Raw genomic sequence first — 17,707 nt, 5'->3', positions numbered from 1 at the left:
ACTTAAAGATGATGAATTTTGATATGTTTATCTAATTTACCTTGCAAGTATTCAGCAACTAACCGACGATGACAGTTATGGGGTTTCAGTTCACTACATAACAAACAACTTTTATCTATCATATCTATAGATACTTTCTTTTCAATTTGTCGTTGTGAAATCAGCAGATTGAATCTTTCCTCATAAACATCCCAAGTTATTTCTTTCTTTTTATAAGCATCCAGAATATCTTTAGTCGGTGCTAAATCAAGAATATGGATATATTCAATACCTGCAATTTTCTGGAGAAAATATTGTAAATCCTGCTTTTTTGCAAATCCTGCAAGTTGAGAAACGTTATTTAATCGGGTATCAATCACCCTTTTCACACCGGATTTAATTAAGGTTTCAAAAAACTGTTCTGCTTTTTTTTGAGTAAAACCAATCGTAAATAAATCAAGTTCTTGATTTTTATCATTATCCTTATTCATGGTCATCCTTATTTTCAGTATAAGCGACTTTTTCAGCTTGTAATTGATATGCTTTTTCAACCAACTCCGCACGGGTAAACTGTTTTTCTATAGTTGGAACAGACTGCATATCAAACAGAGAAAGCTGTTTAACATGACTTTGATTTTCGGGTAATAATTCATATAAATTATGCTGTTTTAAAACCCGGTTTTCTAAATCTTCATTAGATTCTAAATTCCCATTTTTAAGAATATGATAAATATCCAAACCTGAAATTTTAAGATGTGGAGAAATCAAAATTGCCCGATGACAAACAATGGGGTCTTGTTCTGCACACATTAAACTAAGTTGGAATTTATGTGAACCTTGAATTAAACGATTTAAGCCAACTTTAAATGCTTCCGTCGTAGCAATTAAATCATATCTGGCCATCCCATCTACATAACAACTTCTATCACTAGGACGCGCACCCAAATTATCACCCAAGGGAACATAAGCAATATTGACAGTTTTCAATGCTGCTTTTAAACTAGATTGATTAAACTGGGGAAATCTGCGACTATAGGGACTAGAACGCACATCAGCTAAAGCTGTAATATCGTGTTTTTGTAACAGTTCAAGAAAAGATTCAATGGTATGATTTGAATGTCCAATAGTAAAAGTTTTCATAGAATATTTCCAATTAAGATCGGAATGTGTAGGATTAATTTTCTTGTAAAATTCGGCTATCAAAAAAATTGATCAAATCATACTAATACTACAAGTTGTGCGATCGCTCTTAATTTAATGATATAAAATAGTGCGATCGCAAATTATAAATTTACCTGCTTATTCCTCCAAAGATACTAATTTTAAAGGATATAAAGGTTCAGATCCATTTAACTGCCAAATTCTAAATACCAACGCAGAAGCAACAGTTAACCACACACAGGAAAAAGATAAAATCATTCCCGCTAAAGGTACAGTTTGCCAATAAATTGCCGTTACCACTATCGCAGATAACCAAGGTCCTAAAATTACTACAGGAACAGCAGCACCTAATCTGCGTTCTACTGTAAAAATCGTATTCCAAGTATCACCTACAGCTAGATGGATCACAAATAAAATTAAAGGTAATACTAAAAATTGGTGATTCATATTTTGCCAAATTAACACCGAAGAAATCACCCTTAAAACAGCAATTAGCATCCAAACAATAGGAAATACTAAAGGAGGAGGAGACCATCTTGGTCTAATTACCTGATCATAAGTTGTCCGAGAACGGGTATTATCTAACAACGAAAAAATGCGGGAACGGATACTTAATAAAGCAAAAAACAATGCAGTTACTAAAGTGCTAAACCAACTGGGAAAAGCTGAGTTATTATCAATTAAACTGACTAACTTTTCCATTCCTAGTAACACAACAACCATCACACCTATTTGTAAGATAGTCCCTAATTTATAAATTATAACTGCTTTGATATCTATTTCTTTTGTTGTTGCTGATGTACTTAGGGAATGTGTTTGATTTCCTGGTTTTACACCGATCACTGTGTTGACAAACTTTTCCACTATGCCAATATTATTGGATTGATTCATAATTACAAAATGCTAGATAGTTTTATCATTCACAATATTACTATTTATTTGTTTTGATTGGCTTTTGTTTTATATTTTTATAACCACTGACCACCACGAAAACGCCATCTTGGAAAAATAATTCTCATCAAACTTTGAGAAGTGACAAAAACTGCTAACCAAACTATAGAATAATGTAAAAAAAATGTGCCTATGGGTAATTCATCTTTTGGCATGGGTATGGGTAAAAATCCAAATATTTTAATACCACATAATACAAAAACCATTTCCCAAATACCCGCAAAAAGCTGATAAGCTGCTGGCCAGTCTCTATCCCAGCGAGATTTTTGGATGAAGTTATACACAATATCCCAACCTAAACCAAAAATAGCTACATAACCCAGTATCCAAAAATAAACACTATTAGCACCAGCACCTATTAACCCTAAAACAAAAGGTATAGATACTAATACACCAAAAGTTGCTAATAGTAATAATCGAGTTTGCCAACGACCAAATAAAGTTGGAGTCATGATAATTCAAGAGTTTAGAAAGTTATAGCTTTTGTTTTTACAGTTTAAGTTGATAATCCAATTGACAATGATATCTAGATAATTCATCCCAATTGAGAACGGCTTCTAATAAATCTTGATAACCAAGAGTATTAGGGTGAATTCCATCATTAGTGATGCGTTCATTGCGCCAATTTTCACTATGAGACATCCATTGATCAAATATGTCTAAATAGGGAATTTTTCTTTGTTGACAAGCTGTACGCGTCGCTTCTTTATAACGATATTGATCTTCATGATTGAAATATAAACAATCTAAAAAAGGCATTTTGCTTTCATTCACAGGAATCATCCCGACAAACAGAACAGGACATAATTTTTGTGCTTTGTCTAATAATGTATAAATTTCCGTTTCAAATTGGTTGAAATCTGTACAATTTTTGCCGTTAGGACGACCTAAACGGGGTGAGTCATTGACACCAACAGAGAGGATAATTAGATCCGGTACACAGTTTCTAATTTCTCCCCGGTGACGAAATTCTGCTTCTAAGCGTTGGGAAACTTGCTGAGTGCGATCGCCCCTTACCCCCAAATTATAAAGCACATGACCCACACTATCCGGTAACATCCACCACCGGCGCAGTTGTTCCACCCAACCACCTTTTTCTGGATCACCGTATCCATATACTAAGCTATCTCCCAAAGCGACTATTTTTAAAGGCTGGCATAGTTTTGGGGCTACAGATAGCATTGACGACGAAGGCTTTACAGTTTGCATTTTAAATAGTAATGTGGTTTATATCTTTACAAAATTATACACGTTGTCACACTATTATATAGTATGTTTTTTATCTTTTTAACTGAAGAATTTATTTTTTTCGTAAAGTTAGGCACAAATTTCAACTAGCTGCGTCAACAATTTGAAATGCTATTAGATAATTGAGATTTATGTCATCAAATAAATACAAGATTCCGTATTGAATATATTGCTACCAAACCATAATCTCTGATTATTTAATATCATATTATTCCTAAATAATAGAACTGGATTATGTAATCAGATTGCATCTGTTTTAAATAAACACTATCCCATGATACGATTATTTAGGGTTTCTTCAAACAATTACTATCAAAAAATTATGACTTGGCAGCAAAGATTTTTTAAAAACCTATTTATATGGTTGTGTTTAATCTCCTTCAGTACAGTTTTATTAACCAATTATTTCATTCCTGCTAATGCGCAAATACCGCGTCAAGAAATTCGTGGTGTATGGATTACCAATAATGACTTAAACGTCTTTAAAAATCGTGAAAAGGTGACAGAAGCAGTCACAAAATTAAGGCAATTAAACTTCAATACTATTTATCCTGTAGTTTGGAATTCTGGTTATGTTATGTATCCTAGTCATGTAGCTAAACAAATTGATATTCAACCATTTGTATTTCGTGGTTCAGATGGTCATGATATTCTTGCAGATATAATTAATCAAGCCCATCGTCAAAATTTACTTGTAGTTCCTTGGTTTGAATTTGGGTTTATGACTCCTCCCACTTCAGAACTAGCACTAAATAAACCAGAATGGTTAACACAAAAACGTAATGGTGGAGAAACTTCTGTTAGTGCTGCGGGTGAGGTTGCATGGTTAAATCCTTTCCACCCAGAAGTACAGCAATTTATTACTAATTTGCTAGTAGAACTTGCTTATAAATATGATATTGATGGCATCCAATTTGATGATCATACCAGCTTACCCCATGAATTTGGCTACGATAAATATACAGTTTCTTTATATCGTCAAGAGATGCAGAAAAACCCACCAGCTAATTCCCAAGACCCAGAATGGGTAAAATGGAGAGCAGATAAAATTACAGATTTCATGGTGAGACTTAATCAAAGAATTAAGCAAATCAAACCAAAAGTAATCTTTTCTGTATCCCCTAATTATTACGATTTTGCTTATAAACTACAATTACAAGATTGGTTAAGTTGGGTGAGATTAAACATAGTAGATGAACTAATTGTTCAAGTTTATCGTGATAATTTAGCCAGTTTTACTTCTAAACTTGAACGTCCCGAAATGCAAGAAGTACAGCAGAAAATTCCTACCGGTGTGGGAATAATGGCAGGTTTAAGAACTAACCCAGTATCAATTCAACAAATTAAAACCCAGGTGAGAACTTCTCAAAGACGGGGATTAGGTGTAGTTTTCTTCTACTATGAAACTTTATGGAATCACGCCTCAGAATCATTTCAAGAACGTCTAGCCGGATTTAAAACTCTTTTCCCTTATCCCGCTGTCAGATTAGCCGCCGAATAGATTAGTAATTGGTAATGGGTAATTGGTAAAAATATTGATGTTCCCATTTCCAATTTCCTATTAAGGTTTTTGATTCAAAACCCATTTTATCCACTGCTGTAAAGAACTAAAAGTATTAAAACGTTTCACACCAGGCGCACGGGCAGTGTACATCCCATCAACAGTAACTAGGGCTGAATATTGCAAACCTAAAAAACTATCAACAGCCGCATAGGGTCCACCTAAAGTTATTGCCCCTGCTGCATACATTTGACCTTTAGTATTACGCATTTCTATTAATTCAAAATTGTTTCCTACTACTAATCTTTCTAAATGATTTAAAGGTAAATTATAATGTTTTACCAAATCTTCTAAAAGGGGATTAACATTAACTTTGGCATCAAGTCCAGTAGCGTCAACAATAAATTTTGCAGTCAGTTTCATTTCGCCAAAACCCTTTTCTTGAATATGGGTAATAGTATTATTTTCGGCATCTCTTTCTACTGCAACAACTTGACCAAATGTGATTTGATACCAACCTTCTTTAATACCTTCTGCAACTATGTTTTGCCAGTCTGAACGATCTGCTGTCGTAGTTCCTCCCCAGTCAGTTAATAGACGTTGACGTTCCTCTGGAGTCGCTTTTTCTAACATCACTCTTAGTTCACCACCCCAACAAGCTTTTGGCCAATTAAAAGGTTGAAACTCGTAGTGATTTTTAACTGCACGTTGGGCTTTTTGAAATTTATTACCTTGGGGTTTAGGCGATCGCATTAAATGTAAAACTGTAATATTCCGATTTTGTTTTCTCACCTCATAAATACGCTGAATAATACGAGAAGCTACAATACCCCGTCCGCGAATTAAAACTGTACCACCATGTTTTTCTAACTCTTCATATACATGATTATGGTCTTCATAGGCATTGACTACAGACTTAAAATCTTGATATTTTTCCCGATAAGCTTGTAAATCTGGTAAAAATTGAATAGCTGGATATCCCGTAGCTAAATGTAAATAACGACAAACTAAAAAAGCATAATCTCCCGGACTACGAGAGTAAGCAATGCAATATCTACCATCTTCAGTTTTTCTAATTGATCTCACCCTTCCATAGCGATAGATTTGTTCCCAACCAATGCGTTTAATTTCCCTATCTATAGAATCAAAAACATTACTAGCACGGGGAGTATAAGTTTCTGCAAAAGTTGGTTCATTAAAAACTTGCCATAAATATCTCAATGCAGATTTAACATCACCTTTAATTAAATCATGCCAAGATTCTCTTAACGCATAACTAGGCCAACCCCAAATATTATCAGGACAAGAATCAGAATTAGAACGCAACCTTTCATGTAAAGGAATTTGGGAATTTAAACACAATCTTTTATAACGTGCATAGGGTTCTGGTTCTAATCCCAAAGCAACAATATTTTCAGCTTTAACACCACTAATTCTTAATAAATCAACCCAAATAAAACTACCTAAACCAGCACCAACCGCTAAATAATCACATTCATCCACAGGTAAACCCGTCGCATGAATAGCCTGTAAATCAACTTTATGATTATTAAATTCTGGTGGTGGAAAATTACTAGATACAGGTGTAACAGGAGATATATTTGGATCGGGAATATTAGTATTAGGATTAAATTGAATAGTTGAAGAATGATTAGGAGTTACAGTAGTAGCATTAAGACCAAATGTGATAGTAATAATATATGGCCCAATTTGCAAAGTATCGCCATTAGCTAACTGACAGCGTGTTTGTTTTTGACCATTAACTAACACACCATTAGAACTATTTTGGTCAATGACAATAAAATTATTTTGTTCCCAATCTTGCTCCCAATCAATTAAAGCATGATAGCGAGATACTTCATTACTATTTAATAGTATCCGTGAGACACGTTGACCACCAATTTCTGCCGGTAACTTACCAAATTCTCTACCAAAAGCAATGGGAGCATTTAACTGAGGTTGGATTCTTTCTCCCGTAGTTGGATCTTCCCAACTTAATTGAATTTGTAAATTAGTCATTAGTTGTTACTTATTAGTTATTAATTATTAGTTATTATTCTCAATCACCTAATCAGTACACTTACCGCTGCTGCTAAAGATGTACCACACCAAGGACAACCTATTTGTAACTTTTCTGGAGGTGAAATTTTATGACAGTTGGGACATTCTAAACCAAACTCTGGATTTGGTTGTGTTGGTAGCGAATGCCGATAATTTTGAGGGATTTGCTGTTGTGATACCGGAGCTATAATTGTATCAGGAATATTTGCAATAGAAATTGCAGTCACTTGAATTTGCTGCTGCCCTAAATAAATAATGCTATTTTGATGTAATAACATTTCTCCTTTTAATAATGGTTTTCCATCTATTTGTGGAGGGTTTGGTTCTCGTAAGTTTCTCATATAAAAACCTTGCTGTTGAGAATTGAAAAATATTTCAATGTGCAACCCAGAAACAGTTGGATGAGTTAAAACAATATCACAGCGTAGTGGATCACGTCCTAGACGACAAGTACCTGGATTTTTACTAGGTTGCTTTTCATAAATGTGTTGAGTTCGATTTTGACCTGCTTCCTGCCACTGTAAAGTTAATTTATTCATTTTTCTTATACCAATTTAATATTTAATGGATTCAATCTGATAATGTGAAATTCCTAACACGATTGGTAGTTATATAGCAAGTTGGAAAAATTGAAATAAATGAATAATTTACTTGCAAATTTTGCTCTTATTTATCTATCCGATGCTAGTTTATCAGCAATGCGCGTAGTTTCTGGCAACCGATATTTAGGCGTACAACGTAATACATAGTCAATAGCAGTTGTTAAACTAATACGATGACCACTAGAAATATACAAAGGTTTTACCCCCGTGCGTGTCCGTAAAACTGCCCCAATGGTTTCATTTTTATGTATTAAAGGTTGCCAACTTCCCTTAGATTCTGGTAATTCTGCATGGTTGCCAATTAACCAAGATTTTGCTACTCCTATCGTGGGAATATCTATAATAATACCTAAATGACAAGCTATTCCGAATCTGCGCGGGTGAGCAGTTCCTTGACCATCGCATAATATAATATTAGGTATAGTTTGGATTTTTTCTAAAGCATCAAGAATAGCAGGAATTTCTCGAAAAGATAAAAATCCAGGTATATAAGGAAAGGATGTCGGACGATATGCTAGGCTGGTTTCTACCACTTTTAAATCAGGAAAACTCAGCACCGCTACCGCTGCACGGCACATTTTCCCATCTTCCAAAAAACCCATATCTACACCTGCTACATATTGAATCGGTTCATCAAGTTGATCTGTAATAATAACTTGATTGCGTAAAGTTTCTTGAATAGTTGTGGCTTCTTCAACGGTGGATGGCCAAGGATGAGATTGATAAATCTTCATAATTTTAAGTTTAATAAGATATCTACAATTCTGAAATCATTATGATATATCTTGTATCTATAAATGTCTTAAATCCTCAAGAGAGTGTAAATCTTTGTTAAATTCCGAGTAACAGCTTTGATTTTGATTGATGTTCTCATATCAGCCATAACATCAATATATTTAACTTACGAGATAAACCCATGAGAAATAACACCTTAAATTTTAGTAATAATTATCGCCTCTTCTTTTACTTAGGTGGTGGTTTATTCTTATTAATTTTAGCTATGATGATTCGTCCGTTTGCCATTATTAATGCTGGTGAGCGCGGTGTTGTCATGCAGTTTGGCAAAGTCCAAGACGAAGTTTTAGATGAAGGTATTCACCCTATTATTCCCATTGTCACATCAGTCAAAAGGCTGAATGTGCGAGTTCAACAGAATACTTTTAAAGCTGGTGCAGCTTCTAAGGATTTACAAACTATTACCACTGAATTAGCTGTAAACTGGCACATTGACCCCTTAAAAGTTAATAAAGTCTTTCAACAAATTGGGGATGAAGATTTAATTATTTCGGGAATTATGACACCTGGTGTTTCCGAAGTTTTGAAAGCAGCTACAGCTAAAAAAACTGCTGAGGAAATAATTACTAAAAGAACTGAACTCAAACAAGAAATTGATTCTCATTTAAGAGAAAGATTAGCATCCTATGGTGTAATTGTAGATGATGTCTCTTTAGTTAATTTCTCTTTTTCGCCAGAGTTTAGTCGAGCAATTGAAGCGAAACAAATAGCAGAACAAGAAGCAAAACAAGCCAGTTTTATCGCACAGAAAGCAACCCAAGAAGCACAAGCAGAAGTTAACCGTGCTAAAGGTCAAGCGGAAGCGCAGAGATTACAAAGACTGACCTTAACACCGGAACTATTGCAAAAGCAAGCCATAGAAAAATGGGATGGTCGTTTTCCCATGGTGATGGGTGGTGATGGTGCTGTTCCTCTGATTAATATTAATCCTAATGATTTGTCAACAGGACAAAAGAAAAACTAGAGTTTTAGTAAACTACAACAATACCCGATTGCTTTTTTGAAACCGTCGGGTATTTGAACGGTAAAATTTGAGAATTCTTTATCCTTAACAACACCTTCTCCATTTTTTGTAGGTTGGGTTAAGAAACAGCGTAACCCAACGCATTTGTTGGGTTTCATAATCAATATTCATAAACCAGCATCTTTTTTACTCAGCATCATCATAAATAACCTGAGCAAACATTAAAAAAATCCTGCTATACTAACAAGCAGAAATCACCCTAATAATTAAATTATGATCATTCAAAAAATAGTTCAAGAATTAGAACAAATTCCCGAAGAAAAACTAGCAGAAATTTATGACTTAATCCACTATTTCCGCGTAGGATTAAATCAAACAAAACCTGAACCTAGAAAACCAGGAATACTAACAGGAAAACTCAGCGACACATTTTTTGATCCTCTACCTGAAGAAGAATTGCAACAATGGGAATAAATTATCTGATTGATACCCATATTTTATTATGGTGGTTTTTTGATGATCCTAAACTTGATAAATTATGCAGAGAAATCATTAAAAATCCCGATCATCATATTTTAGTTAGTAGCGTATCCCCTTGGGAAATAGCCACTAAATACCGTATTGGTAAACTACCTGAAGCAAAAGACATATTACCAATTTATTCACAACTATTAATTCAATCACAATTTATTGAACTAACTATTAATTCCAATCATGCTATTAGAGCAGGTACTTTACCTATAGATCATCGAGATCCTTTTGATCGTATGATTATGGCTCAAGCGGAAATCGAAAAAATGCCAGTTATCACCTATGATCAAGCATTTTATACAGGATTGATTGAAGTAATTCCTAATCCTGAAAATCCTTAAATCCTGTGCATCCTGTTCGCGTATCTTGGTGTAAGCCATTTCAGACAATCATCTCATTCAAAAGATCAAAAACTGTATTATTTAAGCAACCTGTAATGGTTTTTTAGGCAGCATTCTCGGTTCTGGTAATACTTTATTTTCTTCCTTCAACATTTCCACAAAAGTCTCAATTACTTCCTGTCCATTTCTAGCAGCTTCCTCATAAGTTCTACCATGTGTATGAAACTCTTGCCAGGGAAACTCAGGTAAGTGGACTAAAAAAAGTTTATCTTCCTCTGACCATTGAATTACCATACTGTAGTGATAGTTCATTCTTCACCTTTCTTATTTTCTGAGTTTTTCAATTCTTTAAGCTTTTTCAGCACCCGTTGAATATTTCTCTCTAAATATAGCGGAGCATCATCCCCATCTTTCCCTGGTATGGTTAAAGGTTCTTCTGGTAGTAAAGGATGTTTCCAATAAGTATGACTTCCTTTACCTCTACCTGGTTGAAGGACATACCCAACTTTTACAACCATTGCTTTCAATTCTCTGATCTTCTTCGGCATTTCCCCCACCCTGCTAGTTTATATTTTATTATATTTTCATCTCCTCTAAATTAAGGTTTATCTAAAAATTACTTCCTCCCTAATTTCAATATTTAAAGCACGTTGAACTTTCAAAATTTTTGTGAAACTAGAATTAGCATATTGATTAGCTTCATCACGTTGCACTTGTTGTTCTTTCACATTTAAAAGTTCTGCTAATTGTGCCTGAGTTAAACCTCGAAAAATCCGCGCTTTAATTAATGCTTCTGGTAATTCTTCCAAAGATTTACATTCTAATTTGTGTATTTTTCTGTCCTTGAGATTTTCATATTCTTCTACTTGTTCTAACAGTTCTTCTAGTTCACCATTGAGTGACGCTAGATGTGATTTATATCGTAACTGTTCGTTTTTATTATCTTCTGGAGGTACTTTTTTTTTCAGATTTTCTATAGCTGATTGAAATTTGTTAATCTGAGCTTTAGTAATTATATATTGACGTTCATTTAAAATCATAGCTAACTTCCTTATTTATTAATTTGGGCAAGAATATTACCCAAGTTAGAGTAATATTCTTTGGTTCATGTTCTACAAATCTATCGCAATAATCCCTCTAATATTACCATTCCTATCTTTTTGAAAATATTCTAAAAAAGTATCATAATCATTAGCGTAAGCTGAGGCTGGAAAAATTTCACCCCTATAAATTCTTTTTTGCAACAACCTTTTACTCCTACCTGCATCTAATAAGTTTATATCTAAATTACTTAGAATCTCAAAATCTACCTTTTCATCCTCCCAACATATATCAAAATCTTTTGGTTCAGCTTTTCTACTCACAAAACTACCACCAATATAAATTCGACTACATCCTGCTTTTTTTAATATTTCACTAACTCTTTTCATACCGGCCAAAAGCTGCTGACGACATTCATTAAAAGCTAGAATATCCTCGATTTCTTCCCAGGTGGAAAGATGAATACCAGCAGGTAAATTTCCATTTTGCTCGAATTTTGGGATCATTTTTAGTTATCCTTGTTTTCTTAACTACAGTGTACATAGGCATTCCTTGTCCTTGTGTTGAAGATGATAATGATAATAGTTTAATTGTAACACAACTTTTTTGTTGTGTTTACCCTGATAGAAAATTTACCCACAAAAAAAGCGGGCTAACCGCTAATGTTTGGTTAACCCGTTGAGCTTTGGGAACGCGCAGATAAATTGTTAATTATTGCAATACCAACTTAACGTTAGCGTTTTGCAAGCCGCGCTGTTTTACTTCTGCTAAGGTCTTGTTAACGGCGTATTTTTGGTTAATAGAGTTGATCAACTCGGTTTGGTTGTGCTTTTTAGCAACGCCCCACAAGTCAGCGATTAGGTCAAAAGAACCATCGCTATTGCGAGACCAACCTAAATCGTACTCGCCTTCCAATACAGCAACGATGTCGGAACGTAGGCGCTGACCGTTATAACCACGAACATCAGCTTCTGTCTTGACGCTGATACCCAAGTCGCGCAAAGACGCTTTGAGGATTTCGGCATCGGTGATCTTGGTACGCAGAGTGCTAAAGTGAGACATTTGGGTTTCCTCCAATAAGAAGATTGATGAGAAAAACGACAACGGTTTCTTGATTCAGGCCGCATAATTTGGGAGGCGGCTTTTTTCGTAACTGTTAGCCTTGTGGCTAACCTTTCCCCTCTGGAATACAGAGGAAAGCTTTTAGAACTCCATCCGCTGGTATTCAGCGACAGAGGACGCTGCTGGTCTAGCACGCTGTCTGGCCCAGTCTCTTAAAGCTGTGACCTGTTCTTGCATCGTTCTTGACAGCGGCAAAGTAGCCTTGAGTGCAGCAATAATATCTAATTGGGTGAACTCCCGATCTTGGGCAAAAGCTTCATACATCGCCGCCACGACCGCCTGTTCAATTTCTGCCCCAGAAAAACCATCAGACATCTTTGCTAGTTGTTCTAGATCAAATCTAGCAATATCTTCCCGGCGTTTGGTCAGGTGAATGTTGAAGATATCCTGACGTTCTTCTGGTGTGGGCAGATCCACAAAGAAAATTTCATCAAAGCGACCTTTTCTTAAAAACTCCCCTGGTAGTCGTTCTACCCGGTTAGCTGTCGCCATTACGAATACTGGTGATTTCTTTTCCTGCATCCAGGTCAGAAATGAGCCAAAAATTCTACTTGATGTCCCCCCATCAGAATCGCCAGAACCAGAGCTACCCGCAAAGGATTTGTCCAACTCGTCAATAAACAGAATCGTTGGGGAAATAGATTCTGCCGTCTTCAGGGCGTTCCGCAGATTTGCTTCACTCCGACCCACCATTGAGCCGTCGTAAACCCGCCCCATATCTAATCTTAAAATTGGTAAACCCCACAAACGGGAAGTAGTTTTGGCAATTAGTGACTTACCACAACCAGGAACACCTAAAATTAACATCCCTTTAGGTTGGGGCAAACCATACTCTCTGGCTCTTTCTGTAAAGGCGTTGGAGCGTTGTTTTAGCCACTTTTTTAACTCTTCCAGACCGCCAACAGCTTCAATAGTTTCGTCTTCTTCGATGTACTCTAATATACCATTACGGCGTATGAGTTGTTTCTTTTCTGATAAAACTATATCAACTTCATCTTCCGTCAACCGCCCTGCTGTTACCTGAGCCTTACGGTACACTTTCTCAGCTTCGTCTTTAGTTAGACCTAAAGCGGCTCTAAGAAGTTTTTCCCGTGCCTCGGTTGTTAATCGTCTGCCACGATTTTGTTCTTGGTGCTGAGTTAATACTTTATTTAACTCTGGCATATCCGGCAGTTGAAAGTCGAGAACTACAACTTCTTTTTCTAATTCTATGGGTACTTGCTGCATCGGAGACATCAAGATGATGTTCTTTTGCATTCCCTTAAAACTAGCGATCGCATCCCGTAGTGATCTAGTTGTAGCTGGCGCATCAATAAAAGGATGTAAATCTTTAAGAATAAATATACCGGGTTCTTTCTGCCGAATTATCCATTCAATAGCCGCCTCTGGTGAAACGGTATTGTGTTGAGTTGTACTACGGGGTTGACCATATTCCACAATGCCATGAGTTACTGTCCAAACATAAACTCGGCGTTGAGGTTTTACATCAGTAGTAGCGACTTTAAAAATTGCTTGCTCTGCCCGTTCTTCCTCGGAGGTCACAAGGTAGATTAAAGGGTATTGAGCTTGAATTAAGATATTGAGCTCTTCTTTCATATCTATCGACCTACTTGGGACCTTATAGAGACAGTACAATCATCGCCTTTGCTTAGGGCAATAGAAACCATGAATTTATCCATTCATAATTCCTACCTAGCAGGGAACTAATTCTTCCTCACCCTTAGGATGGGTTTCATCATCTTCCATTTCCTCAATGACAAGATGATCTTTTCCGATTAGTCCTGGCTGATTCCCCAAAGCTACTAATTCCCCATTTCTTAAAACAAGTGAACTTTCACAAGTGGGACATGAATAAACCCTATGGGTTTTGCCGTAAGAAGACTCTTCCAATTCTTCTACCATTTCTGAGTTTGTCAGGTAGAAATCTAGCGCCCGTTCTGCAAGGTCAGACATCGTTTCTACGTCTACTGCGGAACGAATTTTGAGCTTTCTGTGTAATTCCGGCGATAAATACAGTGTTACCTTTTGCTTAGTTTGCATATGACTATTCAACGGTCTTACCCGGGTATGTAACTAACGTTATCGGTTCTTTGATTTCTTGTCAAGCCAGTAAGACAGTTTAACGGCAGTTTTGTTACATTTCTTAATACAAGAGAGCAGAAGTAGAATTTGGAAAATGCCCGATTTCCCAGAATTAGTGATTGATGTCACAATAGACCTAAGAAATAAAACGGGGTAAAAAGAGAGTCTATTTATCTGCATCCATTAGGATAAAAGTCTTTCAGGCTATAGCAAAAGTCAATTGGGTAAAAGGGTGTGATCATGTCTACTGCTGCTGTAAAAATATATAATTTGAGACAAGTCATTAATTTACTAGTCTCCAGTATTGGTACAGCCATAATTCTCTCCGGTTGTAGTGCCAATGGTTTTCATTCTTCCACAGACAAATGGAAGACATATAAAAATCCTCGTTATGGCTTTGAATTTACCTATCCCAGTCACTGGACTGCCATCAAATCAGACAATAACGATGGAGTAACAATTGTTTCCCCAGAAAATCCAGATACAGAAATTAGGGCTTGGGCAAGTAGAGAAATGCCAGAATTACAAAATCAACAAACAAACACACAGATAGACAATAACTTTGAAACTATTCAAGGAATATCTGGGGTACTAACAGTGCAAACAGATCAAAAAATCAGTTCCATGCAGCTGACCATCACTCACAAACAAGTGCAATATCACTGGCAAGCACACACCAATCATCAAGACTTTCCCACCCACTACCCTCTATTTTCCTACATTGCCAAAGAGTACAAGATTCAGCGATCAGAGACAGAGACTAGAAAAAAGACTAATCATCTCATGACTAATGACAGAATTAATGAACAACAGGGTACAGAAACCTGGTAGATTTAGCTATCAGCGAGTAAAAACTGTTAAAGATGAAAGTCCTGGTTATTGGTGGCGATGGGTATTGCGGTTGGGCAACTGCACTCTACCTTTCTAATCGAGGTTATGAAGTTGGAATTTTAGACAGTTTGGTGCGTCGGCACTGGGATAATGAACTCGGTGTTGAGACTCTAACCCCAATAGCACCAATTCAGCAACGTCTCCAACGATGGAAAGATTTAACTGGTAAGGCGATTGACCTGTTTATAGGCGATATCAACAATTACAGTTTTCTGCATAAAGCTTTGCATCAATTTCAACCTGATGCCATAGTACATTTTGGTGAACAGCGTTCAGCCCCATTTTCAATGATTGACCGTGAACACGCAGTTCTCACACAGGTCAATAACGTAGTGGGTACATTGAACTTGCTGTACATCATGCGGGAAGACTTCCCCGATTGTCATTTGGTGAAATTGGGAACAATGGGTGAATATGGTACACCCAACATTGATATTGAAGAAGGCTATATCACCATTGAACATAACGGCCGGAAGGATACATTGCCCTATCCTAAACAGCCCGGTTCAATGTATCACTTGAGCAAAGTTCATGATAGCCATAATATTCACTTTGCTTGCCGGGTTTGGGGCTTACGCGCAACAGACCTGAATCAAGGTATTGTTTATGGCGTTCTCACCGAAGAAACCGGTATGGACGAACTACTAATTAACCGCCTTGATTATGATGGTGTATTTGGTACAGCGTTAAACCGTTTCTGTATTCAATCAGCTGTGGGACATCCCCTGACTGTCTATGGTAAAGGTGGACAGACTCGTGGTTTCTTGGATATTCGGGACACTGTACGCTGTGTTGAAATAGCGATCGCCAATCCTGCCCAACCTGGAGAATTCCGTGTATTTAACCAATTCACAGAATTATTCGGTATTGGTGACTTGGCCTTGATGGTGAAAAAAGCAGGTAACACAATGGGTCTAAAGATAGAAATCAATAACATTGATAACCCCAGGGTGGAACTAGAAGAACATTACTTCAACGCCAAAAACACCAAGTTGTTAGATTTAGGCCTACAACCTCACTATCTCTCAGATTCTCTACTTGATTCACTGTTAAACTTTGCAGTCAAGTATCAGACGCGAGTGGATCATAACCAAATTCTGCCCAAAGTTTCTTGGCACAGAAAATAGGTGACAGGTGACAGGTGACAGGTGACAGAAAGAAAGCAAGAAGGAAAGAGCAAAAGCTTTTGAATTTTGAATTTATTTCTCCCCTGACTCCTGACTCCTGTACGGGCGAACAACCACTGTCTGCACCTACTCCTTGAACTCCTGAATCCTGACTCCTGACTTCTGATTTCTAATTTTTTATGAGAATTGCCCTATTCACTGAAACTTTTTTACCCAAGGTTGATGGTATTGTCACCCGTCTCCGCCATACTGTTGATCATCTGCAACGAGACGGAAATCAAGTCTTGGTCGTTGCCCCAGAAGGCGGCATTACAGAACACAAAGGAGCGAAAGTTTACGGAATCACAGGATTTCCTCTACCTTTGTATCCAGAGTTAAAATTAGCACTACCCCGCCCTGCTATTGGTCACGCTTTAGAACAGTTTAAACCAGATGTTATTCATGTTGTTAATCCGGCAGTATTAGGATTATCAGGTATTTTTTATAGTAAAGTTCTGAAAATTCCCTTGGTGGCTTCCTACCATACCCATTTACCTCAATATCTGGAACATTACGGTCTAGGGATGTTAGAAGGTTTACTTTGGGAACTACTCAAAGGGGCTCACAACCAAGCTGAGTTGAATTTGTGTACCTCCACAGTCATGGTAGAGGAATTGGCCGCCCACGGAATTGAAAGATTGGATTTGTGGCAGAGGGGAGTAGATACAGAATTATTTCATCCTGATTTAGCCAGTGCAGAAATGCGATCGCACTTATCCCAAGGACATCCAGAAAGCCCCTTATTACTTTATGTAGGTCGTCTTTCGGCTGAAAAGGAAATTGAACGGATTAAACCAATTTTAGAAGCTATTCCCGATGCACGTTTAGCCTTGGTTGGAGATGGTCCCAATCGTCAGAATCTAGAAAAGCACTTTGCTGGTACAAATACCCATTTCGTTGGTTATCTAATGGGTAAAGAATTAGGTTCTGCTTTTGCCAGTGCTGATACCTTTATTTTTCCTTCCCGTACAGAAACATTAGGTTTAGTCCTCCTAGAAGCCATGGCCGCAGGATGTCCAGTAGTGGCAGCCCGTTCTGGTGGTATTCCCGATATTGTCACAGATGGAGTTAATGGTTATCTTTTTGACCCGAAAGCAGACATTCAAGAGGCGATTGATGTTACCATAAAGTTGTTAAAACAGAGACAAGAAATAGCAATTATCCGTAAAAATGCCCGTGCAGAAGCAGAGAAATGGGGATGGTCTGCTGCTACACAACAATTACAAGACTACTATCAAAGAGTGATAGGTCACAGCTGAATAGGTAACAAG

The 17,707-nt window shown here is 36.9% G+C and carries 22 protein-coding genes; 7 read left to right on the top strand and 15 right to left on the bottom strand.

The window, feature by feature from the left end; genetic code table 11:
• Positions 1–2: 2 nt before the first annotated feature.
• The 5 genes from WJM97_RS10210 to WJM97_RS10190 form a co-directional block, all read right to left on the bottom strand.
• Positions 3–470: a DUF488 domain-containing protein gene (locus WJM97_RS10210; RefSeq protein WP_353932920.1), complete on the bottom strand. Its 468-nt coding sequence runs from the start codon at positions 468–470 to the stop codon at positions 3–5.
• A complete protein-coding gene (locus WJM97_RS10205) occupies positions 463–1,119 on the bottom strand; it encodes a DUF488 family protein (RefSeq protein ID WP_353932919.1) in 657 nt (218 codons plus the stop codon). Before WJM97_RS10205 ends, WJM97_RS10210 begins: the two co-directional genes overlap by 8 nt.
• Positions 1,120–1,278: 159 nt before the next feature.
• Complete coding sequence (locus WJM97_RS10200) at positions 1,279–2,031, bottom strand: TspO/MBR family protein (protein ID WP_353932918.1); 753 nt, start codon at positions 2,029–2,031, stop codon at positions 1,279–1,281.
• A 77-nt stretch (positions 2,032–2,108) separates the two neighbouring features.
• The gene (locus WJM97_RS10195; RefSeq protein WP_353932917.1) at positions 2,109–2,543 is read right to left on the bottom strand and encodes a hypothetical protein; all 435 of its coding nucleotides are present in this window, start codon (positions 2,541–2,543) and stop codon (positions 2,109–2,111) included.
• 37 nt (positions 2,544–2,580) lie between these two features.
• Entirely contained in the window at positions 2,581–3,300 is a 720-nt protein-coding gene (locus tag WJM97_RS10190) for a GDSL-type esterase/lipase family protein (RefSeq protein WP_353932916.1), read from the bottom strand.
• Positions 3,301–3,661: 361 nt separating this feature from the next.
• On the opposite strand from WJM97_RS10190, the gene WJM97_RS10185 reads away from it, so the two are divergent.
• Positions 3,662–4,840, top strand: a complete 1,179-nt coding sequence (locus WJM97_RS10185; RefSeq protein WP_353932915.1) for a glycoside hydrolase family 10 protein — start codon at positions 3,662–3,664, stop codon at positions 4,838–4,840.
• 60 nt (positions 4,841–4,900) lie between these two features.
• On the opposite strand, the gene WJM97_RS10180 is transcribed toward WJM97_RS10185, so the two are convergent.
• The 3 genes from WJM97_RS10180 to nfi form a co-directional block, all read right to left on the bottom strand.
• Positions 4,901–6,859 carry an FHA domain-containing protein gene (locus WJM97_RS10180; RefSeq protein WP_353932914.1) on the bottom strand — a complete coding sequence of 653 codons (1,959 nt, stop codon included), beginning with the start codon at positions 6,857–6,859 and terminating at the stop codon, positions 4,901–4,903.
• A gap of 44 nt (positions 6,860–6,903) precedes the next feature.
• On the bottom strand, positions 6,904–7,440 hold the full coding sequence (locus tag WJM97_RS10175; protein WP_353932913.1) for an FHA domain-containing protein: 537 nt from the start codon (positions 7,438–7,440) through the stop codon (positions 6,904–6,906).
• A gap of 131 nt (positions 7,441–7,571) precedes the next feature.
• On the bottom strand, positions 7,572–8,237 hold the full coding sequence (gene nfi / locus WJM97_RS10170) for a deoxyribonuclease V (RefSeq protein WP_353932912.1): 666 nt from the start codon (positions 8,235–8,237) through the stop codon (positions 7,572–7,574).
• 182 nt (positions 8,238–8,419) lie between these two features.
• Here nfi and WJM97_RS10165 point away from each other — a divergent pair, with 182 nt between their 5' ends.
• From WJM97_RS10165 to WJM97_RS10155, 3 genes are all read left to right on the top strand, one after another.
• Positions 8,420–9,262 (top strand): prohibitin family protein, encoded by an 843-nt coding sequence (locus WJM97_RS10165; protein WP_353932911.1) that lies wholly within the window; start codon positions 8,420–8,422, stop codon positions 9,260–9,262.
• A gap of 273 nt (positions 9,263–9,535) precedes the next feature.
• Positions 9,536–9,736, top strand: coding sequence for a hypothetical protein (locus WJM97_RS10160; protein WP_353932910.1), 201 nt, complete (start codon positions 9,536–9,538; stop codon positions 9,734–9,736).
• A complete protein-coding gene (locus WJM97_RS10155; protein ID WP_353932909.1) occupies positions 9,727–10,134 on the top strand; it encodes a type II toxin-antitoxin system VapC family toxin in 408 nt (135 codons plus the stop codon). Before WJM97_RS10160 ends, WJM97_RS10155 begins: the two co-directional genes overlap by 10 nt.
• A gap of 81 nt (positions 10,135–10,215) precedes the next feature.
• On the opposite strand, the gene WJM97_RS10150 is transcribed toward WJM97_RS10155, so the two are convergent.
• The 7 genes from WJM97_RS10150 to WJM97_RS10120 form a co-directional block, all read right to left on the bottom strand.
• Positions 10,216–10,446: a type II toxin-antitoxin system HicB family antitoxin gene (locus tag WJM97_RS10150; RefSeq protein WP_353932908.1), complete on the bottom strand. Its 231-nt coding sequence runs from the start codon at positions 10,444–10,446 to the stop codon at positions 10,216–10,218.
• Entirely contained in the window at positions 10,443–10,682 is a 240-nt protein-coding gene (locus WJM97_RS10145; RefSeq protein ID WP_353932907.1) for a type II toxin-antitoxin system HicA family toxin, read from the bottom strand. Before WJM97_RS10145 ends, WJM97_RS10150 begins: the two co-directional genes overlap by 4 nt.
• Before the next feature lie 57 nt (positions 10,683–10,739).
• Positions 10,740–11,174: a helix-turn-helix transcriptional regulator gene (locus WJM97_RS10140; RefSeq protein ID WP_353932906.1), complete on the bottom strand. Its 435-nt coding sequence runs from the start codon at positions 11,172–11,174 to the stop codon at positions 10,740–10,742.
• A gap of 72 nt (positions 11,175–11,246) precedes the next feature.
• On the bottom strand, positions 11,247–11,681 hold the full coding sequence (locus WJM97_RS10135; RefSeq protein ID WP_353932905.1) for a hypothetical protein: 435 nt from the start codon (positions 11,679–11,681) through the stop codon (positions 11,247–11,249).
• A gap of 205 nt (positions 11,682–11,886) precedes the next feature.
• Positions 11,887–12,237: a DUF1257 domain-containing protein gene (locus WJM97_RS10130; protein ID WP_190696683.1), complete on the bottom strand. Its 351-nt coding sequence runs from the start codon at positions 12,235–12,237 to the stop codon at positions 11,887–11,889.
• 141 nt (positions 12,238–12,378) lie between these two features.
• Positions 12,379–13,893 carry an AAA family ATPase gene (locus WJM97_RS10125; protein WP_353932904.1) on the bottom strand — a complete coding sequence of 505 codons (1,515 nt, stop codon included), beginning with the start codon at positions 13,891–13,893 and terminating at the stop codon, positions 12,379–12,381.
• 96 nt (positions 13,894–13,989) lie between these two features.
• A complete protein-coding gene (locus tag WJM97_RS10120) occupies positions 13,990–14,337 on the bottom strand; it encodes a hypothetical protein (RefSeq protein ID WP_353932903.1) in 348 nt (115 codons plus the stop codon).
• Between the two features lie 282 nt (positions 14,338–14,619).
• On the opposite strand from WJM97_RS10120, the gene WJM97_RS10115 reads away from it, so the two are divergent.
• From WJM97_RS10115 to WJM97_RS10105, 3 genes are all read left to right on the top strand, one after another.
• Positions 14,620–15,210, top strand: coding sequence for a hypothetical protein (locus WJM97_RS10115; protein WP_353932902.1), 591 nt, complete (start codon positions 14,620–14,622; stop codon positions 15,208–15,210).
• Between the two features lie 32 nt (positions 15,211–15,242).
• Positions 15,243–16,397 carry an NAD-dependent epimerase/dehydratase family protein gene (locus WJM97_RS10110; protein WP_353932901.1) on the top strand — a complete coding sequence of 385 codons (1,155 nt, stop codon included), beginning with the start codon at positions 15,243–15,245 and terminating at the stop codon, positions 16,395–16,397.
• Positions 16,398–16,576: 179 nt separating this feature from the next.
• Positions 16,577–17,695: a glycosyltransferase family 1 protein gene (locus WJM97_RS10105; RefSeq protein WP_353932900.1), complete on the top strand. Its 1,119-nt coding sequence runs from the start codon at positions 16,577–16,579 to the stop codon at positions 17,693–17,695.
• The last annotated feature ends 12 nt before the right edge of the window (positions 17,696–17,707 follow it).

This window comes from Okeanomitos corallinicola TIOX110 (genome assembly GCF_038050375.1).
Classification (GTDB): domain Bacteria; phylum Cyanobacteriota; class Cyanobacteriia; order Cyanobacteriales; family Nostocaceae; genus Okeanomitos; species Okeanomitos corallinicola.
Note: the sequence above shows the minus strand (reverse complement) of the source record. Positions and strands in the feature narration are given on the sequence as shown.